Origin of the sequence: Streptomyces sp. HUAS 15-9, from assembly GCF_025642155.1 — a bacterium.
In the GTDB taxonomy this organism is placed as follows: Bacteria; Actinomycetota; Actinomycetes; order Streptomycetales; family Streptomycetaceae; genus Streptomyces.
The window spans coordinates 1,023,073-1,044,724 of record NZ_CP106798.1 but is presented as its reverse complement, the minus strand read 5'-3'; the positions used below and the strand labels follow the sequence as shown (position 1 = coordinate 1,044,724).

18 protein-coding genes and 2 pseudogenes are annotated in these 21,652 nt (G+C 71.9%); 11 read left to right on the top strand and 9 right to left on the bottom strand.

Annotated elements, in window-relative coordinates; genetic code table 11:
- The first annotated feature begins 30 nt into the window (after nt 1-30).
- The 7 genes from N8I87_RS04635 (at nt 31) to N8I87_RS43960 (ending at nt 8,622) form a co-directional block, all read left to right on the top strand.
- Nucleotides 31-708: a FadR/GntR family transcriptional regulator gene (locus N8I87_RS04635; RefSeq protein ID WP_263216298.1), complete on the top strand. Its 678-nt coding sequence runs from the start codon at nt 31-33 to the stop codon at nt 706-708.
- A complete protein-coding gene (locus N8I87_RS04630; protein ID WP_263205712.1) occupies nt 705-2,144 on the top strand; it encodes an amino acid permease in 1,440 nt (479 codons plus the stop codon). The genes N8I87_RS04635 and N8I87_RS04630 overlap by 4 nt, the downstream gene beginning before the upstream one ends.
- A 44-nt stretch (nt 2,145-2,188) precedes the next feature.
- On the top strand, nt 2,189-3,205 hold the full coding sequence (locus tag N8I87_RS04625; protein WP_263205710.1) for an asparaginase: 1,017 nt from the start codon (nt 2,189-2,191) through the stop codon (nt 3,203-3,205).
- A 110-nt stretch (nt 3,206-3,315) separates the two neighbouring features.
- Nucleotides 3,316-4,728: an aspartate ammonia-lyase gene (aspA, locus tag N8I87_RS04620; protein WP_263205708.1), complete on the top strand. Its 1,413-nt coding sequence runs from the start codon at nt 3,316-3,318 to the stop codon at nt 4,726-4,728.
- A gap of 50 nt (nt 4,729-4,778) precedes the next feature.
- Nucleotides 4,779-5,717 (top strand): glutaminase, encoded by a 939-nt coding sequence (locus tag N8I87_RS04615; RefSeq protein ID WP_263205706.1) that lies wholly within the window; start codon nt 4,779-4,781, stop codon nt 5,715-5,717.
- 137 nt (nt 5,718-5,854) lie between these two features.
- The gene (gene mptB, locus N8I87_RS04610; protein WP_263205705.1) at nt 5,855-7,249 is read left to right on the top strand and encodes a polyprenol phosphomannose-dependent alpha 1,6 mannosyltransferase MptB; all 1,395 of its coding nucleotides are present in this window, start codon (nt 5,855-5,857) and stop codon (nt 7,247-7,249) included.
- Nucleotides 7,246-8,622, top strand: a complete 1,377-nt coding sequence (locus tag N8I87_RS43960; RefSeq protein ID WP_317633445.1) for a glycosyltransferase 87 family protein — start codon at nt 7,246-7,248, stop codon at nt 8,620-8,622. The genes mptB and N8I87_RS43960 overlap by 4 nt, the downstream gene beginning before the upstream one ends.
- Nucleotides 8,623-8,681: 59 nt before the next feature.
- Here the strand turns inward: N8I87_RS43960 and N8I87_RS04600 are convergent.
- Both N8I87_RS04600 and rho read right to left on the bottom strand, forming a co-directional pair.
- Nucleotides 8,682-9,485: pseudogene (locus N8I87_RS04600) on the bottom strand (D-alanyl-D-alanine carboxypeptidase family protein); the annotation flags it as partial.
- 102 nt (nt 9,486-9,587) lie between these two features.
- A complete protein-coding gene (gene rho / locus N8I87_RS04595; RefSeq protein ID WP_263205701.1) occupies nt 9,588-10,736 on the bottom strand; it encodes a transcription termination factor Rho in 1,149 nt (382 codons plus the stop codon).
- A gap of 236 nt (nt 10,737-10,972) precedes the next feature.
- On the opposite strand from rho, the pseudogene N8I87_RS04590 reads away from it, so the two are divergent.
- A pseudogene (locus N8I87_RS04590) lies at nt 10,973-12,161 on the top strand (IS110 family RNA-guided transposase).
- 583 nt (nt 12,162-12,744) lie between these two features.
- Here N8I87_RS04590 and N8I87_RS04585 read toward each other — a convergent pair.
- Nucleotides 12,745-13,164, bottom strand: a complete 420-nt coding sequence (locus N8I87_RS04585) for a nuclear transport factor 2 family protein (protein WP_263205699.1) — start codon at nt 13,162-13,164, stop codon at nt 12,745-12,747.
- A 100-nt stretch (nt 13,165-13,264) separates the two neighbouring features.
- On the opposite strand from N8I87_RS04585, the gene N8I87_RS04580 reads away from it, so the two are divergent.
- Nucleotides 13,265-13,990, top strand: coding sequence for a class I SAM-dependent methyltransferase (locus N8I87_RS04580; protein ID WP_263205697.1), 726 nt, complete (start codon nt 13,265-13,267; stop codon nt 13,988-13,990).
- A 27-nt stretch (nt 13,991-14,017) separates the two neighbouring features.
- On the opposite strand, the gene N8I87_RS04575 is transcribed toward N8I87_RS04580, so the two are convergent.
- The 5 genes from N8I87_RS04575 to N8I87_RS04555 all read right to left on the bottom strand — a co-directional run bounded on the left by N8I87_RS04575 (nt 14,018) and on the right by N8I87_RS04555 (nt 18,472).
- Entirely contained in the window at nt 14,018-14,761 is a 744-nt protein-coding gene (locus N8I87_RS04575) for a GntR family transcriptional regulator (RefSeq protein ID WP_263205695.1), read from the bottom strand.
- 145 nt (nt 14,762-14,906) lie between these two features.
- Entirely contained in the window at nt 14,907-16,073 is a 1,167-nt protein-coding gene (locus N8I87_RS04570) for a serine hydrolase domain-containing protein (protein ID WP_263205693.1), read from the bottom strand.
- A gap of 139 nt (nt 16,074-16,212) precedes the next feature.
- A complete protein-coding gene (locus N8I87_RS04565; protein WP_263205692.1) occupies nt 16,213-17,181 on the bottom strand; it encodes an acetylxylan esterase in 969 nt (322 codons plus the stop codon).
- A 157-nt stretch (nt 17,182-17,338) separates the two neighbouring features.
- Nucleotides 17,339-17,926 (bottom strand): Rv1733c family protein, encoded by a 588-nt coding sequence (locus N8I87_RS04560; protein WP_263205690.1) that lies wholly within the window; start codon nt 17,924-17,926, stop codon nt 17,339-17,341.
- A gap of 144 nt (nt 17,927-18,070) precedes the next feature.
- A complete protein-coding gene (locus N8I87_RS04555; RefSeq protein WP_411577364.1) occupies nt 18,071-18,472 on the bottom strand; it encodes a MarR family winged helix-turn-helix transcriptional regulator in 402 nt (133 codons plus the stop codon).
- 121 nt (nt 18,473-18,593) lie between these two features.
- Between N8I87_RS04555 and N8I87_RS04550 the strand changes: the two genes are divergently transcribed.
- A complete protein-coding gene (locus N8I87_RS04550; RefSeq protein WP_263205686.1) occupies nt 18,594-19,655 on the top strand; it encodes an ABC-2 transporter permease in 1,062 nt (353 codons plus the stop codon).
- Between the two features lie 179 nt (nt 19,656-19,834).
- A complete protein-coding gene (locus N8I87_RS04545) occupies nt 19,835-20,611 on the top strand; it encodes a putative protein N(5)-glutamine methyltransferase (RefSeq protein WP_263205684.1) in 777 nt (258 codons plus the stop codon).
- Nucleotides 20,612-20,826: 215 nt separating this feature from the next.
- Here the strand turns inward: N8I87_RS04545 and N8I87_RS04540 are convergent, their stop codons facing one another.
- Complete coding sequence (locus tag N8I87_RS04540) at nt 20,827-21,606, bottom strand: hypothetical protein (protein ID WP_263205682.1); 780 nt, start codon at nt 21,604-21,606, stop codon at nt 20,827-20,829.
- Nucleotides 21,607-21,652 lie beyond the last annotated feature (46 nt).

The following is a 21,652-nucleotide window of genomic DNA, read 5'->3' as shown; positions in this document are numbered from 1 at the left end:
GGTGGAGCGGGGCCGCGGCGCGTCAGCGCCATGGAAGCGGTCCTCGCCCACCTCCGCGGTGCCATCGAGCGCGGCGACTACGCCATCGGCGACAAGCTCCCCTCCGAGGCGGAGCTCTGCCGCACCCTCGAGGTCTCCCGCCCCGTGCTCCGCGAGGCGCTGCGGGCCCTGCAGACGATGGGCCTGACGGTCTCCAGGACCGGCAAGGGCACCTTCGTGGTGGCGAGCGCCGTCGAAGACCCCACCTTCGGCGACTACGCGGCCAGCGACCTGCTGGAGGTGCGCCGCCACATCGAGGTCCCGGTCGCCGGGTACGCGGCCCTGCGCCGCACCCCCGAGAACCTGGACCACCTGGCCCATCTGCTCGACCGCATGGAGCGGGAGACGGACACCACCGCGTGGGTCGCGATGGACACCCTCTTCCACCTCGCCGTGGCCGAGGCCGCCCAGAACCCGGTCTTCCGCCGGGTCATCGAGGAGATCCGGGACGCACTGGCGCGTCAGTCGACCTTCCTCAACCAGCTGGGCGGCCGCCGCGAGCAGTCCAACCGGGAGCACCGGGCCATCGTCGAGGCGCTGACCGACGGTTCGGAGCTCGACGCGGTGGAGGCCATGTCCCACCACCTCGACCGCGTCGAGACCACCCTGACCGACATCGTGCGCTCCGGGCGCACGGACACCCCCATGAAAGGCGGAGCCGAGGCGTGAGCGAGCAGCACCTCAAAGACGAGACGCGCCCGTCGTCCGGTCATGTCGACGCCGGAGACACCGGCTACAGCAAGTCCCTGAAGTCCCGGCACGTCAACATGATCGCCATCGGCGGGGCCATCGGCACCGGCCTCTTCCTCGGCGCGGGCGGCCGGCTCGCCGACGCCGGACCCTCCCTGTTCATCGCGTACGCGGTCTGCGGCGCCTTCGCCTTCCTGGTCGTCCGCGCCCTCGGCGAACTGGTCCTGTACCGGCCCTCCTCCGGCGCCTTCGTGTCGTACGCCCGGGAGTTCCTGGGTGAGAAGGGCGCGTACACGGCGGGCTGGATGTACTTCCTCAACTGGGCCACCACCGGCATCGCCGACATCACCGCGGTGGCCACCTACACCCACTACTGGGGCATGTTCTCCGACATCCCGCAGTGGGTGATCGCGCTGACAGCCCTGGCCGTGGTGCTCACCGTGAATCTGATCTCGGTGAAGATCTTCGGCGAACTGGAGTTCTGGTTCGCCATCGTCAAGGTCGGCGCGCTGGTCGTCTTCATGTGCATCGGCATCTTCCTGCTGGTCACCCAGCACCCCGTCGACGGCGCCACCCCCGGCCCGTCCCTGATCACCGACAACGGCGGCGTCTTTCCCAACGGCCTGCTGCCCATGCTGTTGATCATCCAGGGCGTCGTCTTCGCCTACGCCTCCGTCGAACTGGTCGGCGTCGCGGCCGGTGAGACCGAGAACCCCGAGAAGATCATGCCGAAGGCGATCAACTCGATCATGTGGCGAGTCGGCCTCTTCTACGTCGGCTCCGTCGTCCTCCTGTCGATGCTGCTGCCCTGGAACAAGTACACGGCAGGCGAGAGCCCCTTCGTGACGGTCCTCTCCCACATCGGTGTCCCGGCGGCCGGCGGCGTGATGAACCTGGTCGTCCTGACCGCGGCGATGTCCTCCCTCAACTCCGGCCTCTACTCCACCGGTCGCATCCTGCGGTCGATGGCCGTCAACGGCTCCGCCCCGCGGTTCACGGCGAGGATGAGCCGCAGCCAGGTCCCGTACGGCGGCATCCTGCTCACCAGCGGCATCTGCGTCCTCGGCGTCGGCCTCAACTTCGTGGTCCCCGCCGACGCGTTCGAGATCGTGCTGAACTTCGCGGCGATCGGCATCCTCTCCACCTGGGGCATGATCATGCTCTGTCACCTGCTGTTCTGGCGGAAGACCCAGAACGGCGAGCTGACCCGGCCCGGCTACCGACTGCCGGGTTCCCCCTGGACCGAACTCGTGACGCTGGCCTTCCTCGCCTCCGTCCTGGTCCTCATGTACGCCGACGGCGGCGCCGGACGCACCACCGTGCTGTGCCTGCCGCTGATCGTCGGGGCGCTGGTCGCCGGCTGGTACGCCATCCGCGGCCGCACGGCGCGCAAGTCCGCCGGAACCGACGCGTGAACCCCGTGCCGGTCCACTCCAACCCACCAGTGATCCAGGCAGTCATGTACAGCAGTTCACCCGCGGACGCACCCCTTGTCCGTGAGCCCCTCCACGCTCCCGTCGCCCACCTGATACGCGGCGGGGTCGTGGAGGGCATCCACTACGGTTCCGTCGTCGTCCTCGGCGCCGACGGCGAGGTCCAGTTCCAACTCGGCGACATCGAGGCCGCCTTCTACCCGCGCTCGGCCCTCAAGCCCGTCCAGGCGGTGGCCATGCTCCGGGCGGGGCTGCCGCTCGACGGCGACCTGCTCTCGCTGGCGGCCGCGAGCCACTCCGGCGAGGAGTTCCACCTCGCCGGTACCCGCCGGATGCTCGAACTGGCCGGCCTCGCCGAGGACGACCTGCGCAACGTGCCCGACATGCCCTACGACCCCGTCGTCCGGGACGCCTGGGTGCGCGAGGGCCGGCTGCCCTCCCGGCTCGCCCAGAACTGCTCCGGCAAGCACGCGGCGATGCTCTGGACGGCCAAGCTCAACGGCTGGTCCCTGGACGACTACCTCGACCCGGCCCACCCCCTCCAGCAGGCCATCGCCGAGATCGTCGAGGACCTCACCGGCCAGCGCGTCGCCCGCGTGACGGTCGACGGCTGCGGCGCCCCGCTGTTCGCCGTCTCCCTGCACGGCCTGGCCCGCGCGCTCGCCCGTGTCACCACCGCGCCGCCCGGCACCCCCGAGGCCCGGGTGGCCGACGCGATGCGCGAGCACGCCGAGATGGCCTCCGGCTCCGGCCGGGACGTGGCCGCGCTGATGCGGGCCGTCCCCGGCCTGCTCGCCAAGGACGGCTTCGAGGGCGTCCAGGTCGCGGCACTGCCGGACGGCCGGGCCGTCGCCGTCAAGATCGCCGACGGTGCCGCTCGCGCCCGCGTGCCCGTCGCCGCGGCCGCCCTCGCCCGCGCCGGGGTCGACCCCGCGCTCCTCACCGAGTTCGCGGGCGAACCGCTGCTCGGCGGAGGGGAGCCGGTCGGCTGTGTACGACCGGTACGGGCGCTGGATCCGGTCCAGCTGCCGGCCTGCGCGTAGGGCTCCGCCGACGCCCTCTCGATCTGCCGGTTCGTCCATGGCCGGCCCGCAGTTCCCCGCGCCCCTTCCGGGGCGCTCGTCCCCACCCCTCAGAAAGAGGCAGCACCACCATGACGACCGTCGCCACCCGAAGCGAACACGACCTGCTCGGCGACCGTGACGTCCCCGCCGACGCGTACTGGGGCGTCCACACCCTGCGCGCGACCGAGAACTTCCCCATCACCGGCACACCGATCTCCGTCTACCCGCATCTGATCGACGCCCTGGCCGCGGTCAAGGAGGCCGCCGCCCTCGCCAACGAGGAACTCGGCCTGCTGGAGCCGAAGAAGGCGGCCGCGATCGTCGCCGCCTGCCGCGAGATCCGCAGCGGCAAGCTGCACGACCAGTTCGTCGTGGACGTCATCCAGGGCGGCGCCGGCACCTCGACCAACATGAACGCCAACGAGGTCGTCGCCAACCGGGCGCTGGAACTGCTCGGGCACGAGAAGGGCCAGTACCGGCACCTGCACCCCAACGAGGACGTCAACCTCGGCCAGTCGACGAACGACGTCTACCCGACCGCCGTCAAGATCGCGACCGTCTTCGCGGTGCGCGGACTGCTCAAGGCCATGGCCCTGCTGCAGGACTCCTTCGCCCGCAAGGCCGTCGAGTTCCAGGACGTCCTGAAGATGGGGCGCACCCAGCTCCAGGACGCGGTGCCCATGACGCTCGGGCAGGAGTTCTCGGCCTACGCCGTCATGCTCGACGAGGACCGCAGCCGGCTCGCGGAAGCGGTCGAGCTGATCCACGAGATCAACCTGGGCGCCACCGCGATCGGCACCGGGCTCAACGCCCCCGTCGGGTACGCCGAGTCCGCCCGCCGGCATCTCGCCGACATCACCTGGCTGCCCCTGGTGACCGCCGCCAACCTGGTCGAGGCCACCCAGGACTGCGGCGCCTTCGTCCAGATGTCCGGTGTGCTCAAGCGGATCGCCGTCAAGCTCTCCAAGAGCTGCAACGACCTGCGTCTGCTGTCCTCCGGGCCGCGCGCGGGCCTCGGCGAGATCAACCTGCCCCCGGTGCAGGCCGGTTCGAGCATCATGCCCGGCAAGGTCAACCCGGTCATTCCCGAGGTGGTCAACCAGGTCGCCTTCGAGGTGATCGGCAACGACGTCGCCATCACCATGGCCGCCGAGGCCGGCCAGCTCCAGCTGAACGCCTTCGAGCCGATCATCCTGCACTCCCTGTCGGAGAGCATCACCCACCTGCAGAGCGCGTGCGTCACGCTCGCCGAGCGCTGCGTGGACGGGATCACCGCCAACACCGAGGCGCTGCGCGCGAGCGTCGAGAACTCCATCGGTCTGGTCACCGCCCTCAACCCGCACATCGGGTACTCGGCGGCCACCGACATCGCCAAGGAGGCCCTCGTCACCGGCCGGGGCGTGGCCGAACTCGTCCTGGAGAAGGGTCTGTTGCCCGCCGAGACCCTCGCGGACCTGCTGCGTCCCGAGATCCTCGCGGGCAGCGGCGCACCCAGCGCCTGACCTGCTGGTCCGCACCTGCGACTACGCGCCGGGACCGGCACGGAGGCACAATGGCGATCATGACAACGACGTCGTCGCGCACCTTCCTGCCGGTCCTGGAGCAGATCGCCGAGGAGATGGAGCGCACGCCCGGCCGTGGGCGTCCCGCCGACTACATCCCGGCGCTCGCGGCCTGCGACCCACGCCGTTTCGGCATGGCAGTGGCCGAGCCGGACGGCACGGTGTACGGGGTGGGGGACTGGCGGCAGCCGTTCTCGACGCAGTCCATCACCAAGGTCTTCACCCTCGCCCTGGACCTGGCCCGGGAGGGCGACGAACTCTGGGAGCACGTGGGCCGCGAGCCCTCGGGCAACCCGTTCAACTCCCTGGTCCAGCTGGAGTACGAGAACGGCATCCCGCGCAATCCCTTCATCAACGCGGGAGCCCTGGTGGTCACCGACCGCCTCCAGACCCGTACCGGCGACGCGGCCGGTGAGCTCCTGGCCTTCCTGCGCGCCGAGAGCGGCAACCCCGCCCTGGACTTCGACAAGGACGTCGCCGCCTCCGAGACGGCACACGGCGACCGCAACGCCGCCCTCGCCCACTTCATGGTGTCGTACCGCAACATCGACAACCCGGTGCCGGTCCTCCTCGACCAGTACTTCCGGCAGTGCTCCATCGCCGCCTCCTGTGCCGACCTCGCCCTGGCCACCGGCTTCCTGGCCCGCCACGGCATCCGCGCCGACGGCACCCGGCTGCTCACCCGCAGCCAGGCCAAGCAGGTCAACGCGGTGATGCTCACCTGCGGGACCTACGACGCCGCGGGCGAATTCGCCTACCGCGTCGGGCTGCCCGGCAAGAGCGGTGTCGGCGGCGGAATCATCGCGGTCGTACCGGGCCGGTGCACGCTGTGCGTATGGAGCCCGGGGCTCGACGAGCGCGGCAATTCGGTCGCGGGAGTGGCGGCCCTCGACCGCTTCACGACACTCACCGGACTGTCGGTGTTCTGATCCACAAGCGTTTGCGTTGCGGCGTACCAGCCGTTCTCCGTCGCCGATCACGCTCCGGTCACGTGCAGGCCGCCCGCCGGAGGGTGGGGCGTCGCCTTCCGGCCATTCGGCGTTGACACGCTTCCCCAGTGTTGGCCATGGCTTTTCCCGTCGATCTCCGCCGCTGCCGGATACTCGGTCTGGCCGGCACCGCCTTCCTCGCCCTGGGAGGTGAGACCGCCGGCGCCCTGCCCGTCCGGGAACTGCTGGCCCCCGCCTCGGCGCAGGCGGCCCTGGGCCTGGTCGGGGTGTACTTCGGCGTCGTCCTGCTGATCGCGGCCTGGGTGCTGCTCGGCCGTCTCGTCCGCGGCCCCGAGCCGCCGGCCCCGCGCTCCCTGCTGTTCGTCCTGGCCGTCTGGGCGGCCCCGCTGCTGCTCGCACCGCCGCTGTTCAGCCGGGACGTGTACAGCTATCTCGCGCAGGGTGCCATGGTCGACGCGCACATCGACGTGTACGCCCACGGGCCCGCCATGCTCGGCGGTCCGCTGGCCGACGAGGTCGCCCCCGTGTGGCGCAACACCGGGGCCCCGTACGGCCCCGCGTTCCTGGCCATGGCCTCGGCCCTGTCCGCACTGACCCGCGGCGAACTCCCCGCCGGGCTCTTCGGGATGCGGCTCGTCGCGCTGCTCGGGGTGGCTCTGATGGCGGCCGCGCTGCCGCGTCTGGCCCGGCACAGCGGCGCCGACCCGGCCGCGGCCCTGTGGCTGGGCGCCCTCAACCCGCTGGTCCTGCTCCACCTGGTCGCGGGCGCCCACAACGACGCCATCATGCTGGGTCTGCTCGGGGTCGGCCTGGTCGCGGCGCTCGGCCGGTGGCCTGTCCTGGGCGCCGTGCTCGTCACCCTCGCCGCGCTGGTCAAGGCACCCGCCGCGCTCGGCCTGCTGGCGATCGTGGTCGTCCAGGCGCGGGTGGGCCGCAGTCCGGCGCGGGCGTTCCTGACGACGAGCGCCGCCGCCGGTGCCACCACGGTCGCCGCAACAGCCGTCGCCGGCACGGGCTACGGCTGGATAGGCGCCCTGGACACCCCGGTGTCCGCGCACAACTGGGCGCTCACCAGCCTGCTCGGCCGGGCCACCGGCGCCCTGCTCGACCACCTCGGCAGCGATCTGGCGCCCTTGGCCATTCCGGTCTGGCACGCGTTCGGCCTCGTGGTCACCGCCGTCGCCGTCCTGTTCATCTGGCTGCGGCTGCGCCCGAGACCGGTGTACGCGCTCGGGCTGAGCCTGCTGGTGGTGGCCGCCTTCGGCCCGGCGATCCGCCCCTGGTACGCCCTGTGGGGCCTGTTCCTGATCGCGGCCGCCGCGCCGAGTACGTCGGTACGGCACCGGGTGGCCGCCCTGGCGGGAGTGCTCGCGCTCGCCGTCCTGCCCAGCGGCGGCCCCGCGGACATCGGCCAACTGGTGCTCGCTGTCTCCGGCGGAGTGCTCGCGGTGGTCGTCCTGTGGCAGGCCCACCAGGCGGCGCAGGCCCCGGCGCTGGGACGTACGGCATGAGAGCGCCCCAGACCGAACGCGGCCGGCTGGTCCTGCTCGTCGTCCTCGCCGTCGTCGTCACCCTGTTCACGGCGACCGTGCCGCTGCTGCGTGACTGGTTCGACCTGCGGGTCTACTACGGAACGGTGAACACCTGGGTCCACCACGGCGGCCGGATCTACGACTACCTGGTGCCCGCGACGACCTACGGCTTCACCTATCCGCCGTTCGCCGCCCTCGTCATGCTCCCGATGGCCTTCGTGGGACTGCGCACGGCGATCGTCGCCTCCGTGCTGCTCAACCTGGCCGCGCTGGCCATCGTGCTGCGCATCCTCGCCGGAACCGAGTGGCGACGGTACGGCTGGTACGGCTGGACGCTGGCCGCCTGCGGACTCGCGCTGTACGAACCGCTGCGCGACACCTTCAGCTTCGGCCAGGTGAACCTTCTGCTGCTGGCACTCGTGCTGGGCGACGGACTGCTGCTGTCGACCGGCCGCAGCCGCTGGGCGGGTACCGGGATCGGCCTGGGCGCGGCGATCAAGCTCACGCCCGCCCTCTTCATCGGACTGCTGCTGCTCGCCCGCCGGTGGCGCGCCGCGGCTGTGGCCACCGGGGTCGCCGTGGCCGCGACCGCGCTCGCGGCCCTGGCCGATCCCGGGGCCTCGCGCTTCTACTGGACCGAGGCGCTGTGGGACACCGGCCGGGTGGGCCGCCTCGACTATGTGTCCAACCAGTCGCTGCAGGGCGTACTGGCCCGGCTGGGTGCTGCGGACCCCCCGTTCTGGGCGACGGCGGTCCTGCTCGTGCTGTGCGTGTGGGCGTGGCGGACGCGCCGGGCCGTCGCGGCGGGGGACTGGACGGCCGCCTTCGCCCTCACCGGTCTCGCCGCCTGTCTCATCAGCCCGATCACCTGGGTGCACCACCTGGTGTGGCTGCTGCCGTCCTTCGCCGTGCTGGTCCGGGCCGGACACCCGCGGGTGGCGGGCGCCCTGTACGCGGTGCTGTGCACCAGCGTGGTGTGGCTGTGGTTCGAGAACGCCTCCGGCCTCGACGGATTCCTCGGCAGCAACACCTATGCGTGGATCACGCTGGGCCTGCTCCTCGGGCTGCCCGCCGGTCAGCCGCGCGCGGACCGGCCGCCCTTGACCCGCAGTGCCAGCGCCAGGGCCCCGGCGCCGAGACCGGCGGCGCCGATGATGACGCCGGTGCCGGGCCAGTCGGAGTCGTCGTCGGGAGCCGAGGACGCGGCCGCCGCCACCGCGCCCGTGGCCGACGAGGACTTCGCCCGCAGCCCGTCCAGCGAGCCGACCGGATCGACCCGCCCGGCTGCCGCGAAACCCCAGTCCAGCAGTGCCCGCGCCTCCTCGTACACGGCGAACCCGCCGCCCTCCTGAGGGTTCATCACCGTCACCACGAGCGTGCGGCCGCCCCGGTGGGCGGCGGCGACCAGCGTGTTGCCGGCGTTGCTGGTGTAGCCGTTCTTGACGCCGATCAGACCGGGGTAGCGTGCCACGCCGTCCTCGCCGGTGAGCAGCCGGTTGGTGTTCTCGATGTCGAAGGATCCCGCGCCGTCCGGGAACCGGGCGTCGACGGTGGAGCAGTACCGGGCGAAGTCGGCGTTGTGCAGTCCGGCCCGGCCGAAGACCGCCAGGTCGTAGGCCGAGGACACCTGGCCGGGCGCGTCGTAGCCGTCGGGCGAGACGACATGGGTGTCCAGGGCCCCCAGGGCGCGGGCCTTGGCCTGCATCCCGGCGACGGTGCTGCGCACGCCGCCGTTGAGCGAGGCCAGCACATGCACGGCGTCGTTGCCCGAGCTGAGGAAGACCCCGCGCCACAGGTCGGACACCTGGTACGTCTGTCCCTCGACGACCCCGACCAGGCTGCTGCCCTCGCCGACGTCCGCGAGTTCCTGCCGGCGCACGGTGTGCTGGATGGCGCCGGGCAGGACGGGCAGCACGGTGAGGGCGAAGAGCGTCTTCAGGGTGCTGGCGGGCGGCAGCTTGCGGTGCGCGTCGCCGGCGGCCAGCACCTCGCCGGTGCCGGCGTCGGCCACCAGCCACGACAGCGCGGAGACCGCCGGGACCTCGGGCACCCCGGGGTGCGCTCTGACCTGTGTGCCGGACCGGTAGAGGACCGCCGGCTGCGGTACCGCCGTTCCGGTGCGGGAGGCGGCCGCGGCGGGCGTGAGCGCCAGGAGGCCCGCCACGCACAGGGCACAGGTCGACACAGCCACCCGGGATGAGAATCCGATAGTCATATGGTCAACGTAGAAACGGTGCCGCTGTTCAGCGCGCTGCCAGGGCCGGACGGTGTCAGTGACAACCCGGATGCCGCACGGGCCGTACGGCGAACCCGCGCGCTAGCCGGTCGGCAGCGTCGGCTGGACGCGGCGCAGGAAGGTCGCGTTGTCCGGGGTCTCGCGCATCCGCTCCAGCAGGGTCTCCAGGTTCGCCGGACCGCCGTCCCGGGACTGCAGGGCCCGGCGCAGACCCCGTACGGCGGTCAACTCGGCCGGGGGGAGCAGGAGTTCCTCGCGGCGGGTGCCGGACGTGCCGAGTTCGACGGCCGGGAACACCCGGCGGGAGGCGAGCTCCCGGTCGAGGCGGAGCTCCATGTTGCCGGTGCTCTTGAGCTCCTCGAAGTAGAAGCCGTCGGCACGGGAGCCGGTGTCCACCAGGGCGGTGGCGAGGATGGTGAGCGAGCCGCCCTCCTCGGCCTGGCGCGCGGCGCCGAAGAACCGCTTGGGGCCGAGCAGCGCCGCCGCGTCGACGCCGCCGCTGAGGGTGCGGCCACCGGAGGCCGCCGCGTTGTTGTGGGCCCGGCACAGCCGGGTGAGGGAGTCGAGGAGGACGACGACGTCCTCGCCGTCCTCGACGAGCCGCTTGGCCCGCTCGATCACGAGCTCCGCGAGCGCGATGTGCTGCTTGGGCGCCCGGTCGAACGTCGAGGCGTACACCTCGCCGCGGACGGAGCGCCGCATCTCGGTGACCTCCTCGGGACGCTCGTCGAGCAGCACCACCATCAGGCGGCACTCGGGGTGATTGCCGGCGACGGCGGCCGCGATCTGCTGGAGCAGCACGGTCTTGCCGGTCTTCGGCGGGGCCACGATCAGTCCGCGCTGGCCCTTGCCGACGGGCGCGAACAGGTCGGTGACGCGTCCGGCCAGGCCGGAGGCCGGGTGTTCGAGGCGGATCCGCTCGCGCGGGTGCAGGGGAGTGAGGTCCCGGAAGTGCCGGCGGCCGTGCAGCTCCTCGGGCGTACGGCCGTTCACGCGCCCGACCTCGGCGAGCGAGCGCTGCGCTCCGCGGACGCCCTCGACGAGGTCGCCCCTGCGCAGGCCGTGACGGCGGATCAGTGCGGCACCGACCTGGAGGTCGGAGGACGAGGGCAGGCAGCTCGGGGCCCGCAGATGCCCCTTCCCGCCGGCGTCGATGTCGAGGACACCGGTGACGCTCTGGGGCGTCGCGGGCCGCTGCCGCATGGGGGGCTGTTCGAGTGTGGTGGTCATTTATGGTCCTACCTTTCAAGGGTGGTTGCTCTGGTCATTCGTAAGATCGGAGGGCCCAGGGGTTCTCGGTATGGCTGTCATGCGAGCGCCGGTTCGACGGCTCAAAGGACTTGGCCGCCCGGAGCCCCGCGACGACTCGACCGCCAATTGGGAGACGCGACTCGATCGCTGCTGTAGGACAACGTCGGCGAGGTCGTCTGCGGGATCGATGTGATGGCGAGCTGGCGGAGGGGAACGTGCCCGAGATCTGGGCCGGAGTGGACATCGGCAAGGAACACCACCATTGCGTGGTGATCAACGCGGATGGCGAACGTCTGCTGTCCCGTCGGGTCCTGAACGACGAGACCGAGCTGCTGCAGCTCATCGGCGATGTCCTGGCGATATCCACCGACGTGCTGTGGGCCGTCGACCTCAACCACGGCGGCGCCGCTTTGCTGATTGGCCTGCTGCTCAATCACGGCCAGCCGATGGCTTACCTCACCGGCCTGGCGGTCCACCGGGCCTCGGCCACCTACAAGGGCGAGGGCAAGACCGACGCGAAGGACGCCTTCGTCATCGCCGACCAGGCCCGGGTCCGCCGGGACCTCGGGCTGCTGCGGCCCGGTGACGAGATCGCCGTCGACCTGCGCACTCTGACCACCCGGCGGCTGGACGTGGTCTTCGACCGCACCCGGCAGATCAACCGTCTGCGGGCTCAACTGCTGGAGATCTTCCCGCGTTGGAACGGTCGCTGGACCTGGTCAACAAGGGCCCGGTGACGCTGCTGACCGGCTACCAGACCCCGGCCGCGATCCGCCGCGCCGGCGTCAAGCGGATCGAGACCTGGCTGAAGCACCGCAAGGTCCGCGGCGCCGCCACGCTCGCGAAGAAGGCGGTGGAAGCCGCGCAAGCCCAGCAGACTGCGCTGCCCGGCGAGAGGCTGGCCGCCGCCATGGTGGTCCGCCTCGCGAAGGGGGTGATGGCCCTCGATGAGGAGATCGCCGAGCTCGACGCCCTGATCGAGGCCAGGTTTCGCGAGCATCCGCACGCCGAGGTGATCCGCAGCCTCCCCGGTATGGGCACCAAGCTGGGTGCCGAGTTCATCGCCGCCACCGGCGGTGACATGGACGCCTTCGGCAGCGCCGACCGACTGGCCGGCTTCGCCGGCTTGGCCCCCAGACCACGCGACTCCGGCCGCGTCAGCGGCAACCTGCGCAGGCCCAAGCGGTACCACCGTGGCCTGCTGCGGTCGATGTACCTCTCGGCGATGGTCAGCATCACGACATGCTCCGCCTCCAAGGCGTACTACCAGCGCAAGCGCAGCGAGGGGAAGGACACAAGCAGGCCCTGCTGGCCCTCGCTCGCCGCAGGCTCAACGTCTTGTGGGCGATGATCCGTGACGGAGAGTGCTATCAAGGTTCACCTCCCGTCACGGCTGCGGCTTGACATCACGATTGGGAAGTCCTTTCACGGACGGAAGACATGAGGAAAGGGGGGAGGGGGCCGCGAGAGGGAGGCGTACCGGTGTGCCTCCGGGCGGCGGGAACAGCACCTCGGAGATGAGAGCTGCGAGGTGGTGCGGGAAAGCCGATGCGCCTGGTCGGAAAACGACGGCGGATCAGCGTGAAGAAGTGGAACTGGCACCGGCGCCCCACGACGGGGCGTACACAGGTGCTGTCCGCAGGGTACCACCCGATGGAGCGGTACGACTGTGACACGTCAACATGCAGCCGGCCCGGACTATTCCGCCGACGGCGGGCCCGGAGGGGGAGGCGGGCGGAGTTGACGCGGATCCCGGTTCGGAAGAGGGCCGGGCGAGCTCACGTCCCCCACACGCCGGCGGACGACGTCACGTTCACCCATGTCCGGATCACGGGCGGTTTCCTGCTGTTCGGTGTTGTGGCGCTCGCCCTGTGCACATTCGCCTGGACCCGTGTGCACGCCATCCGGAACACCTAAGGCAACGCCCGTCGGGCCCAGGGGCGTTCAACGCTGCCCCTGGGCCCGCTTCCATGTCACGGAGCTTCCGTCAACGCGCCTTGGTCTTCGCTGCCTCCTCCGCCTCCTGCGCCTCCTTGGTTATGCGGTCGAACTGGGCGCCCATGGCCTCCGCCAGGGCCTGGGCGCCCGACAGCGGGCGCACCATGACCATGAACTCGTCGATCAGGCCGTCCTCGTTCACATGGATGAAGTCGCAGCCGTTGATCTCCCGGTCGCCGACCCGGGTGGTGAACACCAGCGCGTGGTCGCGGCCGTCGGCGCCGGCGAGTTCCCGGTCGTACCGGAAGTCCTGGAAGACCTGGATGACCGTGCGCAGGATCGCCGCCGTGATCGCCTTGCCGTGGTACGGCTTGAACACGACGGGGCTGGTGAAGACGACGTCCGGCGCCAGCAGCGCCTCGACGGCATCGAGATCGCGGGCCTCGACCGCCTCACGGAACGCTCGCATCGGCTCACCTCATAGTCAATTAGTTGATTAGATGCCGATGAGAATAGGCTGCGTCCGTTACCGTGTCCACAGAAACAGCACCGCCCCCTAAGCTGGCCGAATGTTCAGCCCCGAAGGACCCAGCCTCCGCGAGCTCGCCGTCCAGGCACTGTCGTCCGTGGAGCGGGGATACGACCTGCTGGCGCCCAAGTTCGACCACACCCCGTTCCGTACGCCGGACTCGGTGCTGGAATCCGTGGCCGAGGTGCTCACCGGCCTCGGCCCCTTCGCGGACGGGCTCGACCTGTGCTGCGGCACCGGCGCCGGGACGGACGTGCTGGCGCGGGTGTGCCGGGAGAGCGTCACGGGTGTCGACTTCAGCGCCGGAATGCTCGACGTCGCCCGGCGGCAGCCCCGTCCCGAGGGGCCGCGGGTCGCCTGGGTGCGCGGGGATGCCCGTGCCCTGCCGTTCGCGTCCGCCTTCGACCTGGTGGTGAGCTTCGGGGCCTTCGGTCACTTCCTGCCGCGCGAACTGCCGGGGCTGTTCGCAGAGGTCCGCTCCGTACTGCGGCCGGGCGGTCGCTTCGCGTTCCCCGTGCTCGCCCCGCCCCGTCCGTCCCGTCCGGGATTCTGGATCCTGCTCGGCTTCGACGCGGTCATGCGGGTGCGCAACGCGGTGTGGCGGCCGCCCTTCGTCATGTACTACCGGGCGTTGCGGTTCGGGAGTGTGCTGCGGGAGCTGGAACGCGCCGGATTCGCGGTGGACCTGTACCCCCTGCCCGAGTTCGGACGGCGCGACGACGGCAGCCCCCGCGCCCGGCTGGTGGCGGCGCGACGGCTGCCGTAGCCTCCGGCGTGCCCTGCGCGGGCGTGGTCAGCCCGCCGCAGGCAGGGTGAACTCGTAGACCAGCGCGTCCTGTTGGGCGTCCACCACCAGGTCGGTGATCTCCAGCGGGCGGGCGTACTGGTCGTGCACGCGCCGGGTCACCCGGACCGAGGCGGCGTCGGTGGCATGGGTGATGGAGTCCCGGTGGTGCAGGGCCAGGCCCGCCCTGCGCATCCAGTCGTAGGCCCGGCGCAGCTGCGCGGTGGCCGATCCGTCGGCGCGGTCGCGGTACCGGCCCAGCTCCTCGACCTCGGACAGTGCCACCGCCGAGAAGGACGTCACCGCGGTGCGCAGGGTGCGGCCGTCGGGTGCGGCGGACTCGTAGCGGTGCACCAGGGTCGGCCGGTGCGGGGCGAGCCCCAGGGCCGCGGCATGCTCCGGTGGTGGTGTCTCCCAGGTCACGGTGGCCCGGTCGACCGCGCACGGGTCCGCGCTCCGGACGCCCACCGGGAAGGCGAGGGACACCGGGTCCTCCACCGGCCGGCCGGGCAGCGTGGCGTGGCTGCCCCGTCGGTCGGTGGCGACCAGACCGTCCCGCCGCAGCACTTCCAACGCCTGCCTGACGGTCTCCCTGCTGACTCCGAAGTGCTCGGCCAACTGCCGCTCGCCCGGCAGTCGTTCACCCGGCGGTACGGTTCCGTCGCGCAGCTCCGCGAGGAGCCTCGTCGCGATCCGCCAGTACAGGGGCTGGTCGTCGGTCTGCGGGTGGTCGTGAGGGGTGGTGCGGGCCATGCCGCGCCTCCTGTTGGTCACAAGACGTCTGGTCACAAAGCGTAGCCGTGCGGGCTCATTGCGCGACCATATCTAGCATTGGTCTAAACCATCAGGGAAGAGCGGTCCGGCGGTTCGGCCGAAACCGAACCGCGCGCGGTCCGTGTCAGAGCGCTCGGTACAGGGCGTCGACCAGCGCCATCTTCCGTGGGTCGTCGGCGATATGAGGCCCCATCCGGTTCATCGTGTAGCCCATCGACACCCCGGCGTCCGGGTCGGCAAGCCCGCAGGAGCCGCCGAAGCCGTCATGTCCGAAAGCGCGCGGATCGGGTCCGTACGAACCGTTCGGTCCGCTGAGCCACAGACCGAGCCCGATCTCCGTCTCGTGCTCGAAACCGGCCCCGAGGACGAGGTCGCGGCAGCTGCCCTGCCCCTCGCGCACCCGCTCGGCCGCCTCGGCGGAGAGGATGCGCCGGCCGCCGTAGGTGCCGCGTCCGGCGAAGACGCCGTACAGCGCGGCCACGGCCCGCGCCGTGCCGTGGCCGTTGGCGGCCGGGATCTCGGCCGCCCGCCACGCCGGCGTGTTGGCCTCGGCGGCGCCGGCGAGCGGATTGGTCAGTGCCGCGATCACGGTCGGCGTCAACTGGCTGAAGATCGCGGCCTGTTCGCCGGCGTTCACGGCCCGCGGATGCACCAGCTCGGCCGCCCGCCCGGACTCCGCCGGCGGCAGGCCGATGGTGAAGTCGATCCCGAGCGGCCCGGTCACCTCCCGCTCCAGGAAGGCCCCGGGGCGCAGCCCGGAGACCCGCCGTACGACCTCGCCGACGAGGTGGCCGTAGGTCAGTGCGTGGTACCCGGACACGGTCCCCGGCTCCCACCAGGGCTCCGTAGCCGCGAGTCGCGTGGTCGTCAGTTCCCAGTCGTAGAGCTGCTCGAGCGAGTGTGGTTCACGCAGCCCGGCCAGCCCGGCCCGGTGCGACAGCAGATGCCGTACGAGGACCTTCTCTTTTCCGGCGGCGGCGAACTCGGGCCAGTACGCGGCCACCGGTGCGTCCAGGTCGAGGAGTCCCCGGTCGGCGAGGATGTGCGCGCACAGCGCCGTCGGGCCCTTCGTCGTCGACCAGACGTTGACCACCGTGTCCCGCTCCCATGCGCGTGTGCGCGCCGCGTCCGCCCAGCCGCCCCACAGGTCGACCACCGTCTCGCCGTCGACCGTCACCGCCACCGCGGCACCCAGTTCGTCCCGGTCCCGGAAGTTCTCCTCGAACGCCAGCCGCACCGCCGCGAAACGCGCGTCGCAGTGACCGTGAACGTCTGGCTCGTGCTCGGACATGGGCCCTCCGTCGTCGCAGGATGAGCCCGGGTCGCGATGCTGCGGCCCGGGCCCCCTGAACGTACCGACTGGTCGGACTGGAGGGAAGGCGTCGGCCGGTCAGAGGAACGGCGGCTTCCCCCCGTCCGGCGGGCTCCTCTCAGGCGTACGACCGCAGCCAGCGCATCTGCTCCGCCTCGTGGAAGGGGCCGCCGCCCTCGTGGTCGTTGAAGTCGTACACCTCGATCGCCTTGTCGTCGTGCGCCCAGGCGTTGAAGGCCGCGAAGACCGTCGACGGCGGGCACGTCTGGTCCTCCAGCGCCGTCGAGAACAGCGCGGGGACGCGGCCGCGGGACGCGAAGTGGACGCCGTCGAAATAGGAGAGCGTGCGCAGCACGTCGTCGAACCGGCCGCGGTGCGTCTTGAGGTAGAGGGCTATCTCCCGGTACGGGTGACGGTCCGTCAGCGTCGTCGCACGCGGGTAGTCGCACAGGAACGGCACGTTCGGGGCGACCGCCACCAGGTCGGGGACCAGAGCGCCCACCGCGAGGGTGATCCCGCCGCCCTGGCTCGAACCGAGCGCCACCGTGCGCGCCGCGTCGGTCAGCGGGTGCGAGCGGGCCGCCTCGACCGCGCGCACCGCGTCCGTGAACACCCGCCGGTAGTAGTAGTTCTCGGGCGCGTCGATCCCCCGCGTCATGAATCCGGGGTACGCCGGAGCGCCGCCCACCGGGTCCGCGGTCCCGCCCCCGCCGCCCCAGGCGCTGCCCTGGCCACGGGTGTCCATCACGAAGTGCGCCCGGCCCGTCGACGCCCACAGCAAGTGCTCGTGCGGCAGTCCGCGCCCTCCGCCGTAGCCCACGAACTGCACCACCAGGGGCAGCGGCTCCTCGGCCCCGGCCGGCAGGAGCAGCCAGCCCTTGACCGGGTGGCCGCCGAACCCCGCGAACGTCACGTCGTACACCCGCACGGTGGCCAGACCGACGTCGACCGGTTCGAAACGGGCGTCCAGGTCGTGCTCGCGAGCCTCCTGGAGCGTCTTGGACCAGAAGGCGTCGAAGTCCTCGGGCTCCGTGGACTCGCTGCGGTACTCACGTAGCTCGTCGAGAGGAAGGTCGAACAGGGCCATCGGCAACCGCCTTCGAGGAGTGATCCTGCGGATGATCACACCGTACGTGGGCGGTCGGGGGAGTCGATAGGCCTGGGTCGGCCGCGTCGGCGAGCCCCCGGTTCCTGCGCTCCGGTTCCTGCGTCACGCCTCATACGCCCCGGTTCCTCCGCCCGGCTCATGCCGTCCAGCGCGTCCACTCCGGGCCCGTGCGCGCCCACTCCCGCTCCCACTCGGACATCCGGTGGCGGAGCGAGACCCGGCGTATGACGCCGTGGCCGACGAGGGTGACGGCCGCCGCCCCGCCCGCCGCGCACACGCCGACGGAGACGGTGTGCTGCCAGACCGCCACCTCGTTCGGCGGTGGGGCGACACCGCGCCCCCGGGGGTCGAACCACACGTCCACCACGTCACCCTGGCGCGTGCCCGCCGGGACCCGTGCCTCGGCCGTGCGGGCCGCCGCCCCCGGCTGCTGCGTCCAGCGCACCGTCGCCCGGTAGGGGTGCTCCCGGCCGCTCTTCACCGAGGGGAGCTGCCGGGGCGTGCCGCCGATCACCTCGGCACGGACGCGATGCCGCTCGGCCCGCTGCGCCGCGGCCACCGTCCGGGCCCCGTCATGCGCCCACAGGCCCACCAGCGCACCGGCCAGGGGCGCGCCGACCAGCAGCAGTACGGCGACGGTCAGCGCGGTCCACGCCTCCACGACGTCCGACCGGCGCCGCAGCGGGTTGTACCGCCAGCGCCAGCCGCGAACCCGGGTTCGCATGTCGACCTCCTCGCAGCCACCCATGCGAGCGTCCACACCGGTGTGGTACCCCGTTCGGCGCAGTCGGCTCACCTCGCCGGAGGGACCGAGCGTGACAAGGCCGTCCACAGCGACGCTCGACACCCGCTGGCGGACACGCTTCGCTCAGTCGGGGTCGGCGGCCGGTGTCGGCCCCGCGTTGTACCGCTCCAGATACCTGGCGAACCGGATCAGGTCCTCCTCGGGCCAGTGCGCGAGCCGCTCCCGGAAGGCGGTCCGGCGGCTCCGGGTGACCTGGGCGAGGATCTCCTCGCCGGCCTCCGTCAGATGCAGCACCTGGACGCGGTGGTCCTCCGGGTCCGTACGGCGCTCGATCAGTCCGGCCCGCTCCAGCGCGGCCACCTGGCGGCTGACCGTGGACTTGTCCAGGGCGTAGTGCGCGGCCAGGTCGGTGGCCCGGCAGCCGCCGCTCTCCTCCAGGTGCCCGAGCAGGGTGTACGACACCAGCGACAGCTCCGGGTGCATGCGTCCCGCCGAGGCGCGGGCCCGGCGGGCGAAGATCGTCATCTCGCGCTGGATGGTCTCGACGGCCGTCTCCGCTGCTGTCACGGGAATACCTCCTCATTCTGGTTGTATAGTACAACTTGCAGAGAAGGTTGTATAAGCCAACTACTGGAGGTCGCCCCCGATGACGTCACCAGCGCTCCGCCATGTGCTCACCCACCTGATCACCCCCCTGCTGATGTGTCTGGGTATGGGGCTGGCATACATGGGGGCGTTCGTGACCCCGGAACCCCACCACCTGCCCGTCGCCGTGGTCGGCTCGGGTCCCGAGGTGAAGGTGTTCGCCCAGACGGTCAAGGACGCCGCGGGGGACAGGCTCGACGTCCGCACCGTCGCCACCCGGACCGGGGCCGTCGATCTGCTCAAGTCCCGTGACATCACGGGCGCCTATGTGCCGAGCGGGAAGGCGCCGCGGCTCCTGGTCGCGAGTGCCGCGTCCGACATGGACGCCACGGCGGCCGAGAAGGTCTCCACCCCTCTCGCCGCGAAGGAGGGCGCGCCGCTGAAGGTCACCGACGTGGCCGCGCCGGTCGCCGACGACCCCACCGGGCAGGGACTGTTCTTCCTGCTGATCGCGCTGAGCATCGGCTCGTACGCCTCGGTCGCCGCGCTCGGTGCCGCGGGCTCCGCGCTGCCCATGCGGGTGCGGGCCCTGCTGGCGCTCGGCGTGTCCGTCGTCGTCAGCGGTATCGGCGCGCTGCTCGCCGGACCCGTGTTCCGTCTCGCCCACCACGACCTCGCAGGTCTGTGGGGGATGGCGTGGCTCTACTCCGCGGGCATCGTCTTCATCGGCGTCGGCCTGCACACCTTCCTGAAGCGGTGGACCACGCTGACCATGATGGTGCTGTTCGTGATGCTCAACTTCACCAGCTCCGGCGGTTTGTTCCGGCCCGAGCTGCAGAACGGCTTCTTCGGCACCCTGCACGCCTTCTGGAACGGCGCCGGGTTCGTGGAGGGCATCCGCGGCCTGCTGTACTTCGGCGGCGACGGCCTGGGCCGCACCGTGGGCACGCTGGCGGCCTGGCTGCTGGCCGGCCTCGCCCTGACCGCGGTCGCGGCGGCCTGCGAGCGGGCCAGGGCGTCCGCGCCGGCGCTCGCCGTGCCGGGGCCGGTGGCCGCGCAGCGGGCGGTCGTCCTGGCCGAGCACGAGGCCGAGGAGGAGATCGAAGAGACCGTCGGCGTCTGACCGTTGGGGTAGGGTTGCGGTCGGCCGCGGACCGTCCCGGCCATGAGTCGCGAGGAGGTGAGACCCATTACCGCTGTGTCAGCTCGGGTGCTCTCTCTTCAAGGCATTGCGGGTCACCGGCAGTAGGTGACCACGAGAGCATCCTTCGGCCTCAGGTCTCCGAAAGGCTCTCGGCTCTCATGCCCCCGTATTCTCCTGCCACCGTCGTCTCCGCGCTGCGCGCCGCCGGGTGTGTCTTCGCCGAGGACGAGGCGGAACTGATCCTCGCCACCGCCCGCACGCCGGACGAGCTCGCCGCGATGGTCGACCGGCGAGTTGCCGGACTGCCCCTCGAACACGTCCTCGGCTGGGCCGAGTTCCACGGACTGCGCGTCTCGGTGGAACCGGGCGTCTTCGTCCCCCGCCGTCGCACCGAGTTCCTGGTCGACCAGGCACTCGCCCAGGCCCCGCACGCGTCCGTCGTCGTGGACCTGTGCTGCGGCTCCGGCGCGGTCGGCGCGGCCCTGGCCGCCGCGCTCGGCCGGGTGGAACTGCACGCCGCCGACGTGGATCCGGCCGCCGTGCGCTGCGCCCGCCGCAACATCGCCCCCTTCGGCGGTCACGCCCATACGGGCGATCTGTTCGACGCGCTGCCCGACGACCTGCGCGGCCGGGTCGGCATCCTCGCGGCGAACGTGCCGTACGTCCCCACCGACGAGGTGGACCTTCTGCCGGCGGAGGCCCGCGACCACGAACCCCTCGTCGCTCTCGACGGCGGCGCCGACGGCCTGGGCGTCCTGCGCCGGGTCGCCGCCGCGGCGCCGGAGTGGCTCGCGCCCGGCGGCTGCGTCCTGGTGGAGACGAGCGAACGCCAGGCGCCGAGCGCCGTCGAGGCGTTCACCCAGGCCGGGCTGAGCGCCCGCCTCGCGGTTTCCGAGGAGCTGTACGCCAACGTGGTGATCGGCGTCCGGCCCTAGGGGGTGTCGTTTGGATCATCCCGGCGTCGCGGGCCCTGGCACGCACATCTGCGGCGTTGTCGTCACTCGCCGACGCTCCGCGTCGACTCCCTCCTCCGCCTTGCAGCTGCACGCACCAGACCCCGCTCGGGGTCGGCCAGACCGCACCGTTCGTGACGGCCGACCTGATCCAAACGACACCCCCTAGGCGCCACCTCGGGTCGAGCCGTGTCGGCTCAGGTCGTCGCCCCGCTGCCTGTCGGACTCGGTGACGCGGTGCGGTCCGGGTGGCCCCACCGCGGACCGCCGTGGCCGGGGAAGCCCCAGCGGCCGTCGGGTCGGCCCTCGCCAGGGCCACCACGGTCGAAGGTGCCCGCGACGGCCACCGCGGCGGTCCTCGTGCCGTTGTCGGAGCGCGTGCCGGCCAGGAATGCCTTGTCGCCCTTCTTGAGCGCGTCGGCGCCCTTGCCGGACGAGCCCTCGCGGCGCACCTTGGCGTCCGAGCCCACCGTCCAGGTCCACTGGGCGCCGTCGTCGCTCTTCACGGTGACCTGGTCGCCGTCCACCTTCTCGACCGTGCCCCGCTGCCAGGTCCGTACGACCCACTTCCCGGTGTCCCGGTCCTTGACCGTCGCCTCGCCGTGCACGCCGCCCCCGCCGAGGCCGAACCAGCCGAAGCCGGGGCCGTGTCCATGGCCGTCAGGCGACGGTGACCCGGAGGGGGAGCCGTCGGCGGCGGGTACGACGCCGGCGCCCGACCCGCCCGAGGAGGCGGCGTAGGCGACGGTGCCGCCGAGGGCCAGCGCCACGACCGTCGCCGCCACGGTCACCGCCCGGACCCGGGCCGACTGCCTGCGCCACCGTGCCCGCAGCGGCTGACCCGGCTCACGGTCCTGTCCCGGTCCGGCGATCACTTCCCATTGCCCGGCCGCCCGCGGCGGATGCGGGGGCATCGGCGGGATCGACTCCGCGGGCCCGTCGCCGGAGCGGTGCCCGTGGTCCGGTTCGTGCGTCACTGCTCGCTCCCATCGGCCATGACACGCGGCATTCCGTGCGCATGCC